At 64.9% G+C, this 15,937-nt stretch carries 17 protein-coding genes and 1 riboswitch; of the genes, 6 read left to right on the top strand and 11 right to left on the bottom strand.

Annotation, left to right across the window (positions count from 1 at the left end):
• Positions 1-58 precede the first annotated feature (58 nt).
• Entirely contained in the window at positions 59-841 is a 783-nt protein-coding gene (locus tag ATO9_RS09350; protein WP_043747746.1) for an SDR family NAD(P)-dependent oxidoreductase, read from the bottom strand.
• Between the two features lie 108 nt (positions 842-949).
• On the opposite strand from ATO9_RS09350, the gene ATO9_RS09345 reads away from it, so the two are divergent.
• Positions 950-1,993 carry a zinc-binding dehydrogenase gene (locus tag ATO9_RS09345; protein WP_043748594.1) on the top strand — a complete coding sequence of 348 codons (1,044 nt, stop codon included), beginning with the start codon at positions 950-952 and terminating at the stop codon, positions 1,991-1,993.
• 96 nt (positions 1,994-2,089) lie between these two features.
• Here the strand turns inward: ATO9_RS09345 and ATO9_RS09340 are convergent, their stop codons facing one another.
• Together ATO9_RS09340 and ATO9_RS09335 are read right to left on the bottom strand one after the other, a co-directional pair.
• Entirely contained in the window at positions 2,090-3,277 is a 1,188-nt protein-coding gene (locus ATO9_RS09340; RefSeq protein ID WP_043747744.1) for an acetyl-CoA C-acyltransferase, read from the bottom strand.
• An 11-nt stretch (positions 3,278-3,288) separates the two neighbouring features.
• Positions 3,289-5,400, bottom strand: a complete 2,112-nt coding sequence (locus ATO9_RS09335; RefSeq protein WP_043747743.1) for a 3-hydroxyacyl-CoA dehydrogenase NAD-binding domain-containing protein — start codon at positions 5,398-5,400, stop codon at positions 3,289-3,291.
• 103 nt (positions 5,401-5,503) lie between these two features.
• Here ATO9_RS09335 and ATO9_RS09330 point away from each other — a divergent pair, with 103 nt between their 5' ends.
• On the top strand, positions 5,504-6,262 hold the full coding sequence (locus ATO9_RS09330; protein WP_043747740.1) for an enoyl-CoA hydratase/isomerase family protein: 759 nt from the start codon (positions 5,504-5,506) through the stop codon (positions 6,260-6,262).
• Between the two features lie 12 nt (positions 6,263-6,274).
• On the opposite strand, the gene ATO9_RS09325 is transcribed toward ATO9_RS09330, so the two are convergent.
• The gene (locus ATO9_RS09325) at positions 6,275-6,910 is read right to left on the bottom strand and encodes a GntR family transcriptional regulator (protein ID WP_043747737.1); all 636 of its coding nucleotides are present in this window, start codon (positions 6,908-6,910) and stop codon (positions 6,275-6,277) included.
• Between the two features lie 106 nt (positions 6,911-7,016).
• Positions 7,017-8,303, bottom strand: a complete 1,287-nt coding sequence (locus tag ATO9_RS09320) for an acyl-CoA dehydrogenase family protein (protein WP_043747735.1) — start codon at positions 8,301-8,303, stop codon at positions 7,017-7,019.
• A 273-nt stretch (positions 8,304-8,576) separates the two neighbouring features.
• On the opposite strand from ATO9_RS09320, the gene nirK reads away from it, so the two are divergent.
• The gene (gene nirK, locus ATO9_RS09315) at positions 8,577-9,725 is read left to right on the top strand and encodes a copper-containing nitrite reductase (RefSeq protein WP_043747734.1); all 1,149 of its coding nucleotides are present in this window, start codon (positions 8,577-8,579) and stop codon (positions 9,723-9,725) included.
• 89 nt (positions 9,726-9,814) lie between these two features.
• Positions 9,815-10,669 (top strand): formylglycine-generating enzyme family protein, encoded by an 855-nt coding sequence (locus ATO9_RS09310; RefSeq protein ID WP_043747732.1) that lies wholly within the window; start codon positions 9,815-9,817, stop codon positions 10,667-10,669.
• Positions 10,670-10,738: 69 nt separating this feature from the next.
• Here ATO9_RS09310 and ATO9_RS09305 read toward each other — a convergent pair whose 3' ends face one another.
• From ATO9_RS09305 to ATO9_RS09280, 6 genes are all read right to left on the bottom strand, one after another.
• The gene (locus tag ATO9_RS09305) at positions 10,739-10,921 is read right to left on the bottom strand and encodes a hypothetical protein (RefSeq protein WP_043747730.1); all 183 of its coding nucleotides are present in this window, start codon (positions 10,919-10,921) and stop codon (positions 10,739-10,741) included.
• Positions 10,922-10,952: 31 nt separating this feature from the next.
• Positions 10,953-11,162 carry a hypothetical protein gene (locus tag ATO9_RS09300; RefSeq protein ID WP_043747727.1) on the bottom strand — a complete coding sequence of 70 codons (210 nt, stop codon included), beginning with the start codon at positions 11,160-11,162 and terminating at the stop codon, positions 10,953-10,955.
• A gap of 147 nt (positions 11,163-11,309) precedes the next feature.
• On the bottom strand, positions 11,310-12,287 hold the full coding sequence (locus ATO9_RS09295; RefSeq protein WP_043747725.1) for an ABC transporter substrate-binding protein: 978 nt from the start codon (positions 12,285-12,287) through the stop codon (positions 11,310-11,312).
• Entirely contained in the window at positions 12,284-13,024 is a 741-nt protein-coding gene (locus tag ATO9_RS09290) for an ABC transporter ATP-binding protein (protein WP_043747722.1), read from the bottom strand. The genes ATO9_RS09295 and ATO9_RS09290 overlap by 4 nt, the downstream gene beginning before the upstream one ends.
• Positions 13,017-13,778, bottom strand: a complete 762-nt coding sequence (locus ATO9_RS09285; protein WP_043747720.1) for an ABC transporter permease — start codon at positions 13,776-13,778, stop codon at positions 13,017-13,019. Before ATO9_RS09285 ends, ATO9_RS09290 begins: the two co-directional genes overlap by 8 nt.
• A 51-nt stretch (positions 13,779-13,829) precedes the next feature.
• Positions 13,830-14,441: a YkoF family thiamine/hydroxymethylpyrimidine-binding protein gene (locus ATO9_RS09280; protein WP_043747718.1), complete on the bottom strand. Its 612-nt coding sequence runs from the start codon at positions 14,439-14,441 to the stop codon at positions 13,830-13,832.
• Positions 14,433-14,539, bottom strand: a riboswitch (TPP riboswitch). It overlaps the preceding gene by 9 nt.
• A gap of 138 nt (positions 14,540-14,677) precedes the next feature.
• On the opposite strand from ATO9_RS09280, the gene ATO9_RS24265 reads away from it, so the two are divergent.
• On the top strand, positions 14,678-14,851 hold the full coding sequence (locus ATO9_RS24265; RefSeq protein WP_156127832.1) for a hypothetical protein: 174 nt from the start codon (positions 14,678-14,680) through the stop codon (positions 14,849-14,851).
• A complete protein-coding gene (locus ATO9_RS09275; RefSeq protein ID WP_043747716.1) occupies positions 14,848-15,432 on the top strand; it encodes a hypothetical protein in 585 nt (194 codons plus the stop codon). Before ATO9_RS24265 ends, ATO9_RS09275 begins: the two co-directional genes overlap by 4 nt.
• Positions 15,433-15,937 lie beyond the last annotated feature (505 nt).

The raw sequence follows: 15,937 nt of genomic DNA, 5'->3' as shown, positions 1-15,937 counted from the left end.
GCGCGCGACCTCTGTGTCGCGCGCCCCGGTCCGCCCGAGGGCGGGTATTCTGGCCAGATTACTGGCGGGCCGTGGTGCCGCCGTCGATGGTCAGGATCGAGCCGTTGCAATAGCCCGCCTCGTCCGAGGCGAGATAGAGGCAGCCATAGGCCATTTCCTCGGGCGTGCCGGGGCGGGACATAGGCGTGATCGACTCGGCCACCGCCGCATCTTCGAACATCGGCAGGAAGCTTTCGACCATCCGGGTGGCGATGAAGCCGGGCGCGATGGCATTGGCGCGGATCCCGTCCTTGGCATAGGCCACGCAGAGCGAGCGGGTGAGGTTGATCATCCCCGCCTTGGCCGCCGTGTAGGTATGCGCGCCGGGCAGGCCCTGGTAGCCGCTGATCGAGGTCACGTTGACGATCGACCCGCCGCCGGCCTTCTGCATTTCAGGGATCACCAGGCGGCACATGTGGAAGCCCGAATCAAGGTTGATCGCCAGCACTTCGCGCCAGGCTTCGGGCGTGGTGTTGACCACGTCGTCCATCGTGCCGGGATGGTTGTCCTGGTAGCTGTAGCCGACGCCCGCGGAGTTCACGAGCACGTCGATCCGGCCATAGGCGGCGAGCGTCGCCTCCACCGCCTTCTGCGCGCCTTCGGGGGTTGCGAGATCGGCCGCCACGACAATGCCTTCGCCGCCTGCATCCGTCACGGCGGCAAGGGCTTCGTCAAGGTTGGACTGTGTCCGGGACACGCCGACCACCTTGGCGCCTTCCTTCGCGAAAATTTCCATGCAGGCGCGGCCCACGCCGGTGCCTGCCCCCGTGATCAGCGCGACCTTGTTGTTCAATCGGGCCATGTCTTCTCCTCCCATTTTCGGTTTCGGCCTCTGGATGAGACCTGGTGATGGACATACACACAAAATTGTCCTACGAAAAGGACTAACAAAATGGAGGAGGATCCGGGAATGGCCAAAGCCATCTTTTTTCGCGGTTTGGGAGAGCCGCTTGCTGTCGAGGACATGTCGCAACTGGCGGCCGGGGACGGCCACGTGGTGATGCGGGTGGAGGCCTGCGGGGTCTGCGGCTCGGATCTGCACGCGACGCAGGAGGGGGTCTTCCTGCAGGAGCCGGGCACCGTGTTGGGCCATGAATTCGCCGGCGAGGTCATCGCATCGGATGATCCGGGCGTTCCGGTGGGGCTGCGGGCCACGGCGGTGCCGGTCAATGCCTGCGAGACCTGCCGCGACATGGGCCATGGATCATGCCGCAACGGCCTGGGCATTCTCTGCCCCGAGAACCGGATCACCGGTTTGGACAAGTCCGTGCCAGGGGCCTATGCGCAGCAGGTGCGCGTCGGGGCTGAACAGGTCGTGCCGCTGCCCGAGAGCGTGTCCTACGAGGAGGGCGCGCTGGTGGAGCCGCTGGCCGTCGGGCTGCATGCCGTCGACCGGGCGGACATCCCGCTGGGCGGGCGTGTCCTGGTGATCGGGGCGGGGCCGATCGGGCTGGCGGTGACCAGCTTTGCCCGCCTGCGCGGCGCAGGGTCTGTCGTGGTCAGCGAATATGCCGCCGCGCGGCGCGACGTGGCGCGGGATTTCGGGGCCAGCCACGTCATCGACCCGGGCGAGACCGACGATATCGGCGCGGCCTTTGCCGAGGTGGCCGGCGGGCCGCCTGACGTGATCTTCGAATGCGTCGGCGTGCCGGGGCTGATCCAGCAGGCCATCGACCTGTCGCGCCCGCGCGGCACCATCGTGCTGGTCGGGGTCTGCATGAAACCGGACGAAATCGTCCCGATCGCCGCCACCCTCAAGGAGCTGCGGCTGCAATTCGTGCTGGGTTACCTGGACGAGGATTTCGGGCGGGTGCTGGACATGATGGGCCAGGGGCTGATCGACGCGAAGGCGATGATCACCGATCACACTGACCTGTCCGGCTTGCCCGAGGCGTTCGAGGCGCTGCGCAAGCCCGACAGCCAGATCAAGCTGATGATCCGCCCGAACGGTTGAGCTTGCTGATGAGGGGGCCGGGGTAGACGGCCCCCTTTACGTTGGAAGGAACGGGCAGGGGCGGCGCGGTGCTGCCCCTGCCTTTTTCGTGCGCGGTCAGGTGTTCACCTCGAACAGGGCCGCGGCGCCCATGCCGCCGCCGGTGCACATGGTGACCACCGCGTAGCGTTCGCCGCGCCGTTTCGCCTCGATCAGGGCATGGCCGACGAGGCGGGCGCCGGACATGCCGTAGGGATGCCCGATGGAGATGCCGCCGCCGTTGACGTTGTAACGCTCCGGGTCGATGCCCAACCGATCACGGCAATAGAGCGCCTGGACGGCGAAGGCCTCGTTCAGCTCCCACAGGCCGATATCCTCGACCCGGAGCCCGTGCTTTTCCAGCAGATTGGGCACGGCGAAGACCGGGCCGATGCCCATCTCGTCGGGTTCGCAGCCCGCCACCGCCATGCCGCGCCATGTGCCGAGCGGTTCGACCCCGGCCCGGGCGGCAGCCTGGCCCGACATCAACACGCAGGCGGAGGCCCCGTCGGACAGCTGGCTGGCATTGCCGGCGGTGATGACGCCGCCCTCCATTACCGGTTTCAGCTGGGCCAGGCTGTCGGCGGTGCTGCCGGGGCGGTTGCCCTCGTCGCGGTCCAGGGTGACTGTCTGCATCCGGGTCGCGCCGGTGGCCTTGTCGGTCACCAGCATGTCGGTCGTGAAGGGCACGATCTCGTCGTCGAAGCGTCCGGCCTGCTGTGCGGCCGCGGTGCGGGCCTGGCTTTCGGCGGAATAGGCGTCCTGCGCCTCGCGGGTGATGCCGTAGCGCTGTGCCACGACCTCGGCCGTTTTCAGCATCGGCATGTAGGCATCGGGTGCCTTGGCGATCACGTTGGGATCGGCCTCGCGTGAGGCCCAGTCGAAATAGTCGCCCTGCACGGAGGAGATATGATCCTGGCCTCCGGCGGCGACCACGTCCATCCCGTCGGCGACGATCTGGCGGGCGGCGATGCAGATCGCCATGAGGCCCGAGGCGCATTGGCGATCCACGGTCATGGCGGGCACGTCCACGGGCAGGCCTGCGGCCAGCACGGCGTTGCGACCCAGGTTCATGCCTGCGGTGCCGGCGGCGAGCACCGTGCCCATCACGCAATCCTCGATCGCGCCCGGGTCGACGCCGGCGCGGGTCACCGCGTGGGACAGGGCATGGCCCGCCATGGTCGGGGCCTTGGTGGCGTTGAGGCTGCCGCGAAAGGCGCGGCCGATGCCGGTGCGGGCGGTGGAAACGATGACGGCGTCACGCATGGAAGGTTCTTTCAAAGGTCGGAGAAGCGGCCGCCTTCGCGGGCAAGCCGGCTCAGAAGGGGGGCGGGTGTCCAGCGTCCGTCGGCATTGCCGAGGGTGGCGCCGTGGCGATGCATCGCGGCGACGATGGCGTCGGCGCCGATCTCGTCCGCCATGAAGAGCGGCCCGCCGCGCCAGGCGGGGAAGCCGTAGCCGGCGGTCCAGACCACGTCGATGTCCGAGGCGCGCTGCGCGATGCCCTCGTCGAGGATCAGGGCGGCTTCGTTGACCATGGGGTAGAGCAGGCGTTCGAAGATCTCCTGCGCGTCGTGATCTCGGGAGGTGATGCCGTGCTGGCGGGCGAGCTGCGCGGCAAGCGCATGGGTGTCGTCATTGGGCAGCGCGGTGCGGCCTTCGTAACGGTAATAGCCATGACCGGTTTTCTGGCCATGCGCACCGCTGTCGAACATAGCCCGGCAGAGCGCGCGATAGGCCGGGTCCTGCGGGCCGTCGCCGCTGGCGATCCATTCGATCACGGTGCGCGCCCCGACATCGACCCCGGCCATGTCGAGCATGCGGCTGGGGCCCATGGCCATGCCGAGCCAAGCGGGATCCTCGATCACGCCGTCGATTTGGCCGGGGGTGGCGCTCTCCATCTGCATGGCCTCGCTTTCGCGCATGTAGACCTCGGCCATCCGGTTGCCGATGAAGCCGTAACAGACACCGGTGACGACGGCGGTCTTGCGGATGCGGCTGGCCACGGACATCACGGTGGCGAGGACATCCGGAGCGGTGTCGCGGGCCCGCACGACCTCGAGCAGGCGCATGATCTGGGCGGGGCTGAAGAAATGCGTGCCGATCACCGCCTCGGGCCGTCCCGAGGCCTGGGCGATGCGGTCCACGTCCAGCGTGGAGGTGTTGGTGGCCAGGATCGCGCCCGGCTTGCAGATCGCGCCCAGTTCGGCGGCGACGCGGCATTTCAGGTCCATGTCTTCGAAGACGGCCTCGACGACCATGTCGACATCGGCCAGGGCGGCGATGCTTTCGGCGCCGCTGATGCGGGCGGTGATCCGGTCTGCGTCATCCGCGCTCAGGCGGCCGCGCGCGGCCAGTCGCTCGTAATCCTGCGAGATACGGGTCAGGCCGCGGTCCAGCGCCTCGGGGTTGGCATCGACCAGCGTGACGGTGAAGCCGGCATTGGCAAAGGCCATTGCGATGCCCGCGCCCATCGTGCCCGCGCCGAGGATACCGATGGTTTCGACGCGGCGCAGGGGCGTGTCCCCGGGCAGGTCGCTGATCCGGCGCGCGGCGCGTTCGGCGAAGAAGATATGCCGTTGAGCGCGGGAGGCGGGTGTCTTGACCAGGTCGAGGAACAGGCGGGTTTCGGTGGCCTCTCCGGCATCGTAGCCGTCTGTGGCGCCGGTCGACAGCGCCTCGATCGCGGCGGCCTTGGCGGGGTGCCAGGGGGTGGACGCGGCGACGTCGCGCAGGGGGGCGAGGATCGCCTCGGCGCGGTCCAGATCGGGGATCACCTGCACGCGGGTGCGGCGCGGTTCGGTGCCGGTGAGCGTGTCGATCGCCGCGATGGCGGCGGCGCTGGGGTCCTCGGCTATGGCGTCGATCAGGCCGATGGATTGGGCGTCGCCGGCGCTGATGGGCTTGCCGCCGAGGATCATCCCGGCGGCTTTCTCAAGCCCGACGAGGCGGGGCAGACGCTGGGTGCCGAGGGAGCCGGGGATCAGGCCCAGAGTGATTTCCGGCAGGCCGAGCCGGGTCGCCGGGTCGGCGATGCGGTGGTGGCAGGCCATCGCGATCTCGAGCCCGCCGCCAAGCGTGGTGCCGTGCAGTGCCGCCACGACGGGACGGTTCGACGCCTCTATCCGGTCCAGCAGCGCATTGAGCGGGGCCGGGGTGAAGGCGGGATCGTCGAACATCGTGATGTCGCCGCCTGCCACGAAGGTCCGACCGGCGGCCTGCACGACAAGGCCGCGTGCATCGCTGGCCTCGAACGCGTCGAGCGCGGGGCCCAGGGCAGCGATGACCGCCAAGGAGATCGCGTTGACCGGGGGCTGGTCGATAGTCAGGAAACCGATCCCGTCTTCGATGTGAAACGATACGGCCTGGCCGGTGGATGGCTTGGTCATGATGTCCTCCCTCTTTGCCCTGGCGCCCATGCATTCGCGCTTGCCCTGGCGAAATTTTGCAAACAGTATTGTAGGACAATATAGTTTGACAAGAGGAGATCCCATGCCCCGCCTTCGATTGACCCGAGAGGGGCCCGTCGCGGTCCTGACCCTGACACGTCCCGAAGCGCGCAACGCTGTGGACAAGGCGATGATGGAAGAGATGCGCGCGGCGCTGGCCGAGATCGAGGGCGATCCGGCCTTGCGTGTCGCGGTGCTGACGGGCGAGGGGTCGGTCTTCTGCGCCGGCATGGACCTGGCCGGGTTCGTGGCGGGCGATCAGCCGGGTATCACCGAGCCGGACCGGTTCGCAGGCTTTGTCGGATCGGACCGCAGCAAGCCGTTCATCGCGGCTGTGAACGGGCCGGCCCTGGCGGGCGGGTTCGAACTGATGCTGGCCTGCGACCTGGCCGTGGCAGTGCCCGAGGCGCGGTTCGGTCTGCCCGAAGTGCAGCTGGGCCTGATCGCGGCGGGGGGCGGGGCCGCGCGGCTGGGGGCGATCGTCCCGCCGGTGATCGCGGCCGAAATGGCCCTGACCGGAGACCCGATCCCGGCGGAGCGGGCGCTGGAGCTGGGCCTGTTGAACGCCGTCGTGCCGGGTGACGCGCTTATGGACAGAGCTCTGGCTATCGCCCGACGCATCGCCACGGCGGCGCCGGATGCGGTGGCCGCGACCCGACGGATCATGCGTGCCGCACGGTTCGGCGGCGAGGCGGCGGGCTGGGACGAGACGGACCGGCAATGGGCCACGATCTCGACCTCGGACAATGCGCGGGAAGGGACCTCGGCCTTCGTGGCCAAGCGCAAGCCGGTCTTCAGGTGAACGGGCGGGGGCCTAGCCGTCCTGGTCGAGCAGGTCGATCATGACCCGCACATGGGACCGCGCCCGGGTCTCGGCCGTTTCGGCGTCGCCGGCAAAGATCGCCTCCGCGATGCTTTGGTACGAGGCGAGGCGTTGTTCGGGGGTCATGACCAGCTTGTTGCGCACGAGGTGGACGTGCAGGTTGGCAAGGGTGTTTTCCAGCACCGGGCTGCCCGCGATCCGGGCCAGCGTGCGATGGAACCGGTTCCGGGCCAGGACCACGTCGAATTTCTCGGACGAGGCGCTGGCGGTGGCCATGGCATCGAGCGCCTCCTGCAAGAGCTTGCGGTTGTCGCCCTTGTCGATCTCATGCGCCGATTGGCGGGCGGCGAGGCCCACGATCATCTCGGCGATCAGCAGGATGTTGCGCGCCTCGGCGGCGGTGACGTTCAGGATACGGGCGCCCTGGTGGCGCCGGATCTCGACCACGCCCTGGGCGGCAAGCCTTTTGATCGCCTCGCGCACCGTCGACCGGCTGACGCCGTAGCGCGCGATCAGGTCGGGTTCTGCCAGCCGCTGACCGGCAACATAGCGCTGCTGGTACAGCCCGCGCAGGATATCGCGCACGATGAGTTCGGCAGCGCTCGGGCTGTCGGCCGCGTCGGTCATTGTCACCTTCGGGTCCCCTTTTCGGGTCAGACATGGGTCAACGGGCGATCTATCCGCGAGACCGCCCATCTGTCCAGTCGGGAAACCCGGATGCTCGAAGCTCCGCCTATTCAGCGGCCCTCGCGTTCGGACCGAGCGCGGTGGCCGAGAGGGCCGGGCCGAATTGCAGCGCGGCATTGCCGTCGTTGCGGCCCTTCTGGCGCTTGTATTCCAACCTTGCGATCTGATCGCGGTGCACCTCGTCCGGGCCGTCGGCGAGGCGCAGCAGTCGCGCGGTCGCATAGGCCGAGGCGAGGCCGAAATCGTTGCTGGTGCCGCCACCACCGAAGAGCTGGATCGCCCAGTCGAGGACCTGGCAGGCCATCTGGGGCACGGCGACCTTGATCATGGCGATGTCGGCCTTGGCCTCCTTGTTGCCGACGGTGTCCATCAGGTGCGCCGCGCGCATGGTCAGCAGGCGGCTCTGTTCGATCATGATGCGGCTTTCGGCAATGCGTTCGCGGGTGACCGATTGTTCCGACAGCAGCTTGCCGAAGGCGGTCCGGTCACCGGCCCGCAGCACCATCTTTTCCAACGTGCGTTCGGCCAACCCGATGAGCCGCATGCAATGGTGGATGCGGCCCGGCCCGAGACGGCCCTGGGCGATCTCGAACCCGCGGCCTTCGCCCAGCAGCATGTTGGAGGCGGGCACGCGGACATTGTCGAAATGCACTTCGGAGGCGCGGTCCGGCACGCCGTAGAATCCGAAGACCGGGATCGAGCGCTGGACGGTCACGCCGGGCGTGTCCTTGGGCACCAGGATCATGGATTGCTGGCGATAGGTTTCTGCATCCGGGTCGGTCTTGCCCATGAAGATGATGATCTTGCAGCGGGGATCGGTGGCGCCGGTCGTGTACCATTTGCGCCCGTTGATCACGTAGTCGTCGCCATCGCGGCGGATCGAGCTTTCGATGTTGGTGGCGTCCGACGAGGCGACGGCGGGTTCGGTCATCGCGAAGGAGGACCGGATTTCACCGTTCAGCAGCGGTTCGAGCCAGCGGTCCTTGTGCTCGTCCGTGCCATAGCGTTCCAGCACCTCCATGTTGCCGGTATCGGGGGCCGAGCAGTTGAAAACCTCGGGCGCGAGATGCGAACGCCCCATGATTTCGCAAAGCGGCGCATATTCCAGGTTGCTGAGCCCGAGACCGCGATCCGAGTCGGGCAGGAAGAGGTTCCACAGGCCCTGATCGCGGGCCTTTGCCTTCAGCTCTTCGACCACGGGCTGCACGCCCCAGGGGCCGACCTCTTCGGATTGGCGGTAATAGAGCGCTTCGTTGGGGTAGATATGGTCGTCCATGAAGGCCTGAAGCTGACTTTCAAGTCGCAGGGTTCGTTCGGTTTTTTCAGGGATCATGGTCTGCCTCTCAGGATTCGATTGCCCGGAGATCCTAGCGGCGAAGAAAATGAAGCACAATATCGTATGACGATTTAGGGTGTCACTTTGGGGCCCCATGCGGTTTGGCGGTCGTCGCGGTTCAATTCCACGACGCTGAATGAGCGGTCGCGGGCTGCCTGACATAGGCCTCCTCGGCTTTCCGTCCGGAAGTTTGTGTTTGCGCAACGTTCGCAAGGACCGGGGCCGGTAGCGTCGTCTCAAACAGCGTTTACACCTGAAAGGAGATTGAAAATGCTGACGAGAAGAGCCGCAATGATGGGCGCTGCCGGCATCGCCGCGCTGCCCGTCCTCGCCAAGGCCGCCAAGGCCGAGGAGATCATGGACACCTCGATGGCAGCTCCGGCTGATCTGTCGAGCCTGAAGCGCATCAAGCGCAAGCTCGTGCGTCCTCCGATGGTGCACGAACATGAACAGGAAGCCCCGGCCGAACCGCGCATCGTCGAATTCGAGATGCAGATCGTCGAGAAGGAAATCGAGGTCGACGATGGTGCCTACCTTCAGGCGATGACCTTCAACGGGTCGGTTCCCGGCCCCATGATGGTTGTTCACGAAGGCGACTATGTCGAACTGACGCTCTACAATTCGCCCGAGAACCTGTTGCAGCACAATATCGACTTCCACTCCGCGACCGGCGCGCTCGGCGGCGGGTCCCTGACGCTTATTAATCCCGGCGAGAAGACCACGCTGCGGTTCAAGGCGACACGGCCGGGGACATTCGTCTATCACTGCGCCCCGGGTGGCCCGATGATCCCCTGGCACGTCGTCAGCGGCATGTCCGGCTGCATCATGGTCCTGCCGCGAGGCGGTCTGACCGACCATAAGGGCGACCCGGTCCGCTATGATCGCGTGTTCTATATCGGGGAGAACGACTTCTACATCCCGAAGGACGAAAACGGCGACTACAAGCGGTTCGAGGACGTGGCCGAAAGCTATCCCGACACGCTCGAAGTGATGAACGGCCTGATCCCGAGCCACGTGGTCTTCAACGGCAAGGTCGGTTCGCTGACCGGAGACAACGCGCTGCATGCGGCGCAGGGCGAAAAGATCCTGTTCGTGCACAGCCAGGCCAACCGGGATACCCGGCCGCACCTGATCGGTGGCCATGGGGACCTCGTCTGGGAGCGTGGCAAATTCAACAACACGCCGCAGCGTGACCTCGAGACGTGGTTCATCGCAGGCGGGTCCGCCGGGGCGGCGCTCTACGAGTTCCTTCAGCCGGGCGTCTATGCCTACGTGAACCACAACCTGATCGAGGCCGTGAACCTCGGCGCGACGGCCCACGTGGTGGTCGAGGGCGACTGGAACAATGACCTGATGGAGCAGGTTCAGGCCCCCGTGGAATACAACGCCGCCTATGAGGGAAAGACCGCACTTCCCTGAAACGGTCACCATCCTTCAGGGGATGGGCGCTGAATATTGGGGCGGCCGGTGTCGATCGGCCGCCTTTTTGGGAGAAGAGGAGTGGGGACATGAAACAGGGGGTCTTGCTGGGTATTGCCTTGGGTTCGCTCGTCATCGCCGCTTCAGCCGGGATCCTGTCGCAGCTGGCTGGCGCGCCGCAGCAAGAGGCCGTGCCGTCTGCGGGTGTCACCGAGGCAGGGCCGGTGGTGGTCCGGATTAAGGCCGGCACGATCGCCTACCGCCCATTGGGTAACTTCAGCCACAACGGCAAGACCGTGACGCCGGCGCTGACGGAGCTGCCGGTGGCGGAGTTCGAGATCATGCGCTTCCAAGTGAGCCGTGACGATTATGCCGTCTGTGTTGCGGCCGGGGCATGCCCGGATGCGGGGACCGGACGGGGCCAGCTGCCGCAGACCAACGTGAACTGGCATGATGCATGGGCCTACGCGAAATGGCTGTCGGAACGGACGGGGGAAACGTGGCGCTTGCCGACCGCGCCGGAATGGCAGCGTGCTGCCGAGGACCGTCAGGGCGATACATCGCCGGAGGAGAGCGATCTCGATCCCGGGGAGCGGATGCTGTCGCAATACAAACGCGGCGTCCTGCTGCGGGGTGAGGCGGATACTGCCCTCCGCCCGCAAGGTGGGTTCGGATCGAACGGCCTCGGGATAAGTGACATGGGGGGCAATGTCTGGGAATGGACGGATGGTTGCATGGAAAACGGACAGGTCGGTCGCGACGGAACGGTCTTGTCGCTCGAGCCCTATTGCGGCGTCCGCATCGCCGGGGGACGGCACCGGGCGGCCATCATCGACTTCGTGAGGGATGCCAGTGTCGGGGGCTGTGCCGTGGGGTTGCCGCCGGATCACCTTGGGTTTCGCCTGGTCCGTGAGGCGATCGCAGGGGAGCCTCCCACCCCCTGAACCCCGGAGGGCCCAAGGGGTGGGAAGGACGGTCAAGCCATCGCGATGGCTTGACCCTGTGTCACCCGATTAGCTTTCGGATGCGCCGCTGCGTTGCCGCAGAACCTGTTGGATCATCTTCCAGCTTTCGGCCTTGTCCGTTTCGCCGGACGCCTCGCACTGACGGATCTTTGTTCCGACCAGCACTTCGGCTTCGTTGCCGTGAACGCGTCTGAGCGCGCTCGCCTGTTCTGATGCCGCTATTGGTTGCATATCTTGTCCTCCTCTTCTCGATCGTTCGAGGTCAGGATGAGCCTGCGGCGCGACTGTCGACGGATTGTTGCAACCCCTTGTCGGTGATGCGGATCACGTCGCCCAGTTCGCCCGATTGTCGTTCGATGCAGCCATCCTGGATAAGCAGCGCAAGCGTGCCTGCGCAATTCGGAAACTCGGCCGCGGGAACATGACGTTTCGCGGCGAGTCTGCTCAGGATGTGTGATTCCAATATGTTCATTGGTATCACCTCCTTCCACCCATGAACGTAACGTGATTCCCGGCCACAGCAAAATTTCAGGTGGGAGGCGGGGGTATTTTACATTCTGGTCAATGGCTTATGGATTTGTGCGCCCCTAGGGCAGGCGCCTCGGCTCAGGTGCTGGTGTCACTTCGTTCTCCAGCCTTGATCGAACCAGCCCGTCACGTCGCCGGGCCATTCGAGCGGCTCGCCATCCGCGCTCCTCAACACGCCGCTGTCGTAGAGGAATTTCGCCATCGTCCGAAGTCGCTCGGGATCGATCTGACCCACGGGTGTGGTGCCATCCGTCAGGTAATGCCCTTCGTCGATGACACGCATGGAGCCGCGCACGAGGTCCGCATTGGGGAAATCGCCGGCGGCGATCAGGATTTCGGCCGCCTCTGCCGGGTTCTCGGCCGCCCAGGCATAGCCCTTCCGCGTCGCCTCCATGAAGGCGGCGACGGTGTCGGGGTCAGTCTCGAGCGTGGCGGTCTGGGTGCCGATATAGCCGCCCTGCGGTTCGGGCACACCGTAGTCGTTGTAGACGAAATGCGACTGGTCGCGGCCCAGAAGTTCGCTGTTCACGCCTTCCCAGGTGGCAACCTCGAGCGTGAAATCGACCGCGCCAGAGGCCAGCGCCTCGTAGGCGCCGGTGCCGAGGGTGACTGTGTCATAGTCAGCCGTGCCGCCGTCGTTTTCGATCATGGTGGAGATCAGCGCGTCTTCCCATGCACTGCCGAAGCCCGCGTAGGTCTTGCCCTCGAGGTCGGCGGGGCGGGTGATGTCCGGGTGGTCGGAATTGTAGACCAGCCGCCCGGCTTCGCGCTGCATCGTGACCCACAATGCAGTGATCGGGGCGCCGCCGGCCTTGGCGCTCATGAAGCCGAGCGCGGTCATGTAGGCGAAATCCACCGCGCCGGCGGCCAGCAGCGCGGTCGAGGCGCTGTCGGAATAGGGCAGGATCTCGACCTCGAGGCCGGCCTCGTCGAACCAGCCCTTTTCCTGTGCGACGACAAGGCCGATGTGATTGGTGTTCAGCGTCCAGTCCAGTGCGATGCTGACCTCGTCTGCCATGGCCATGGGCGCGGCGAGGCAGGCGGCAAGGCTGAGGGGGGCGAGTTTCATTCTGTATCCTCCAGTAGCAGGGATTTGAGCATGGACCGGGTGTCGGCCAGGCTGGCCTCCGTCCGGTCGATGCGGGGGGTGGTGACGGGGATGTCGGCAACGATGCGGCCGGGGTTTCTGCCCATGACGAGAATGCGGTCGGCGATCTGGGTCGCCTCGAAAAGGTCGTGAGTGACCAGAAGGACCGCGCGGGGATCGTCCGCAAGGCGCGCGGTCAGCCAATCCTGCATCTTCAGCCGCGTGACGGCATCCAGGGCGGAAAACGGTTCATCCAGCAGAAGGACGCGGGCGTCCTGCACCATGGTGCGCAGAAAGGCGGCGCGCTGGCGCATGCCGCCGGACAGCTGGTCGGGGAAACTGTCTTCGTGGCCCTGTAGGCCGAAGGTGGAGAAGAGCGGGCGGACTTTGTCCCGCGCGACATTGCGCGGGGCGCCCCTGATCTCGAGCCCGAGGGCCGCGTTTTCGAGGATCGTGAGCCAGGGAAACAGGGTGTCCTGCTGCGGCTGGTAGGCGATGGCCGGGTGGGGCAGGGACAGCGTCGTTTCGTCCAGGCGGGCATCGCCCTGGGCCTGCAATTCGAGTGCGAGAACGCCCGAAAGCCACTTGATGACAGAGCTTTTGCCGCAGCCGGACGGCCCGATCAGGCAGGTCAGCCGCTCGGTCGCAAGGTCGAGCGACAGGTCCTCGACCAGTGCCGTGCCGCCTGCGCGGATCGTCAGACCGGTGACCTCAAGCATGGGTGGCCCTCCGGTACCGGCGGCCGGTGAGCCGGTCGACAAGCTGGATCAACGCCAGCAGGGCCAGCGTGAGAAGGGCCGAGACGACAACGGCAGACAGGACGAGGTCGGCGCGGAAGTTGTTCTTTGCGGTCAGGATGTAGATGCCCAGCCCACGCCGCGCGCCCGCGTATTCGGCAAAGATCGTGGCGACGATGGCATAGGTGGCCGAGATCCGAAGCCCCGCGAAGAAATGCCCGCGTGCCGAGGGCAGGGTGGCCCGGCGGAACACCTGCCAGCGGCCCGCACCCATCGACACCAGCTGATCGCGGAAGGCCCGCGGCAGGGTGGCGTAGCCGGCCATAAGGCTGACCACCATGGGAAAGAAGGTGACCAGAATGACCAGAAGCACCTTGGGCAGAAGCCCGAAGCCGAACCACAGCACCATCAATGGCGCGAGGGCCACGATCGGCACCGTCTGACTGGCCACCAGCAGCGGCATCATCCCGCGGCGCAGCCATCCGGCGAAATGCAGCGCGACCGAAACGGCGATGGCAAAGAGCACCGAGAGGCCGAAACCTACGCTCGCGACCCCGATGGTCGCCGCCGCGTGACGCGCAATCGCGGTCCGCTCGACGCGCAGGCCGTTCAGCACGTCGCTGGGCGCGGGCAGCACAAGGGGCGACGTGCCGGTCAGGGCGACGTAGGCTTCCCAGCCGCCGAGACAGGCGATGGCCAGGATGACGGCCGGAAGGATATGACGAACCACGGACATGAATCACCGGTCACGGGGCACGCGAGCGGCGCCCCCCGCGGTCAGGCGGAATCAGGCGAGGCTGGGGCTGTTGGCGGAGGCGGTCATGTCGATTGTGACATGTCCCTGCGCCGGACCGAAGCGCAGGAAGGCCTGGCGCAGGGTCTCGAACACCGGTCCCGCATCACCCCGCAGTCGGGTGCAGAAATTCTTCGTCTTGTGGAACGTGCCGCTGTTTCTCAGGAAGTCGATGCAGCCGTAAATCTCTTCCATGTGATCGCCATTGCCCATGACATAGAGCGAGAACTGAAGGTCGATCTGCACGCCGGTTTCGGCGGCGGACCGGACGGCCTCGGCGGCCAGAACCTGCCGCTCGGCCAGGCTTTCGTCCTGGGCTTTTTCCAGCACGTCGCAGCGGCAGGTCGGATCATCGGGCTCCCCCGGACAGCCGCGCGACAGGGTCACGTGCATGGTCACGTGCTCAGGCCGTCGCGTCGATGCCGCGAACAGGTCGCGCATGGCACCGAAGAGCGGTTCGGGCGCGCCGACCATTAGCGTCGACATGTCGTCCGTTTCGATCCGCAGGTCCGATTTGTAGGGGGTGAGGGCGTCGAGCCCGGTCATGATGACCTCCACGAAATCGGACGTCATCGGATATAGCGACACTTGCGCGCCTATGAACATGAGTTACCTCGCTCCGCTGGTATTATCCAGATCAGCTATGAAAGGGTTCACGCGGTCGCGCATCTCAGCCCCTGAACGGAGCACCCCCGGTTATGTGTGGGCTACCCTGTGCATTGATTTGCGGGATGTCAACGGTCGGGGTCGGCTAACGGACCAATGCGGACATTGCCCGCGCGAAACTGCAAGGCGAAAAGTCTGGGCTTCCAATCGCAATCACCATCCGCTGGGGCGAGGTCGTGGAAATGCTGTTGCGGCAAGGGCTTCGAGGCATGGAAGTGTTCAAGAAAATCCGCGGCCTGCCAGGGCCTAAGGTGAACCGTGCAGCCTACTACGAAGGGCAGAAAAAATTCGACGCTGGCGAGATCAGCGATCTCGACTACTATCAGTCCAAAAAGGAAGTTGATCAATGATTAGAGTTGCGCTCATGTCACTAGCCTTGGTGTGGGGCTGCAGGGTGGATGCGCCGGAGCCGGATCGTTCCACTTGGGACAAATTGGCGGCGGCGATGAACCTAACCACGCCACCCGAAAAAGCTAGTTGGGTGGTCGAGCAGTCAAATTGTTTGATCAAGATGCATAGAACGGTCATCGGGAAATGCGATTCTGGGGATGTCCGTCTTTATTATGAAAAAAATATTGATCAGTCTGAGGTAAAAGAAGTAAAGATTAAATCTCACGATGGTATTACGATGATATCATTTTACTTCAAAGAGGACATCGCTCGAGTATTGGTTCGCGCATCAGAGGTGCAATCTGCAAGGGGGGGATACTCGTATTTGCGACAGCACCCAATCCATCAGAGAAACAATATGGCTCTCGAAATACTAAACCAGGCAAATGTTAAATCTTTCGGATTCGCGAATACCTGCCAGTCAAGTGACCTAGTTTATCTGGATTACGGGAGGGTAAATATCCTGGCAAATTCTGATTTGTTCGATGAGGTAAGGGACGAGATTGCGATTTCTATGAGAAGCTGCGCCGGTGGTGGCTGAGATTAGCTTTTTGTTGTCAAGATTGTAGCGAAGGACGCCTGGTAGCGTGACACGCGAGCGGTTTCTTGCGGGGACGGGACCATCAAGAGCCCTGTCCCCGCCATTATTTGCGGGACTTCCACATGAGAATCTCCCTTCTTCCGCGCAAGCGTTTGTTTTTCTGTGCAAACCGATGCCATGTGGGGGCACCAAGTGATTTACGGCCCAATGCTGCCGTTCGCTTGAGCCAACACTGCCGCAGCGCGGCGTCCTTACACCGGACTTTCCTGACACCGTGCAGCATCGTCCAGGTGATCGAGGCCCCAGGCGCGAACAGAGATAGTTTTCGCTGCGGCTGCGCCAATGTCCGCCATGAATAATATCGCGCTGATAACAACGGTCCTATCCGCCGTGGTAACAAACCTTGGCCAGAACAGCGCCGAAAAGAGGTGCGAACCAGAGGACAGCAAATTCACTGTCAGCAACTTTGACCTATACGGCGGATTTATTTTGTATATGAACGCGT

Origin of the sequence: Pseudooceanicola atlanticus (assembly GCF_000768315.1) — a bacterium.
Taxonomy (GTDB): Bacteria; Pseudomonadota; Alphaproteobacteria; order Rhodobacterales; family Rhodobacteraceae; genus Pseudooceanicola; species Pseudooceanicola atlanticus.
The sequence above is the reverse complement of the archived record's forward strand: the minus strand, read 5'-3'. Positions and strand labels throughout refer to the sequence as shown.

Excerpts from the sequence above, each read along its gene's own strand:
- ATO9_RS09350 (WP_043747746.1), bottom strand. The coding sequence starts at position 841 with ATGGCCCGATTGAACAACAAGGTCGCGCTGATCACGGGGGCAGGCACC.
- ATO9_RS09345 (WP_043748594.1), top strand. The coding sequence starts at position 950 with ATGGCCAAAGCCATCTTTTTTCGCGGTTTGGGAGAGCCGCTTGCTGTC.
- ATO9_RS09340 (WP_043747744.1), bottom strand. The coding sequence starts at position 3,277 with ATGCGTGACGCCGTCATCGTTTCCACCGCCCGCACCGGCATCGGCCGC.
- ATO9_RS09335 (WP_043747743.1), bottom strand. The coding sequence starts at position 5,400 with ATGACCAAGCCATCCACCGGCCAGGCCGTATCGTTTCACATCGAAGAC.
- ATO9_RS09330 (WP_043747740.1), top strand. The coding sequence starts at position 5,504 with ATGCCCCGCCTTCGATTGACCCGAGAGGGGCCCGTCGCGGTCCTGACC.
- ATO9_RS09325 (WP_043747737.1), bottom strand. The coding sequence starts at position 6,910 with ATGACCGACGCGGCCGACAGCCCGAGCGCTGCCGAACTCATCGTGCGC.
- ATO9_RS09320 (WP_043747735.1), bottom strand. The coding sequence starts at position 8,303 with ATGATCCCTGAAAAAACCGAACGAACCCTGCGACTTGAAAGTCAGCTT.
- nirK (WP_043747734.1), top strand. The coding sequence starts at position 8,577 with ATGCTGACGAGAAGAGCCGCAATGATGGGCGCTGCCGGCATCGCCGCG.
- ATO9_RS09310 (WP_043747732.1), top strand. The coding sequence starts at position 9,815 with ATGAAACAGGGGGTCTTGCTGGGTATTGCCTTGGGTTCGCTCGTCATC.
- ATO9_RS09305 (WP_043747730.1), bottom strand. The coding sequence starts at position 10,921 with ATGCAACCAATAGCGGCATCAGAACAGGCGAGCGCGCTCAGACGCGTT.
- ATO9_RS09300 (WP_043747727.1), bottom strand. The coding sequence starts at position 11,162 with ATGAACATATTGGAATCACACATCCTGAGCAGACTCGCCGCGAAACGT.
- ATO9_RS09295 (WP_043747725.1), bottom strand. The coding sequence starts at position 12,287 with ATGAAACTCGCCCCCCTCAGCCTTGCCGCCTGCCTCGCCGCGCCCATG.
- ATO9_RS09290 (WP_043747722.1), bottom strand. The coding sequence starts at position 13,024 with ATGCTTGAGGTCACCGGTCTGACGATCCGCGCAGGCGGCACGGCACTG.
- ATO9_RS09285 (WP_043747720.1), bottom strand. The coding sequence starts at position 13,778 with ATGTCCGTGGTTCGTCATATCCTTCCGGCCGTCATCCTGGCCATCGCC.
- ATO9_RS09280 (WP_043747718.1), bottom strand. The coding sequence starts at position 14,441 with ATGTTCATAGGCGCGCAAGTGTCGCTATATCCGATGACGTCCGATTTC.
- ATO9_RS09275 (WP_043747716.1), top strand. The coding sequence starts at position 14,848 with ATGATTAGAGTTGCGCTCATGTCACTAGCCTTGGTGTGGGGCTGCAGG.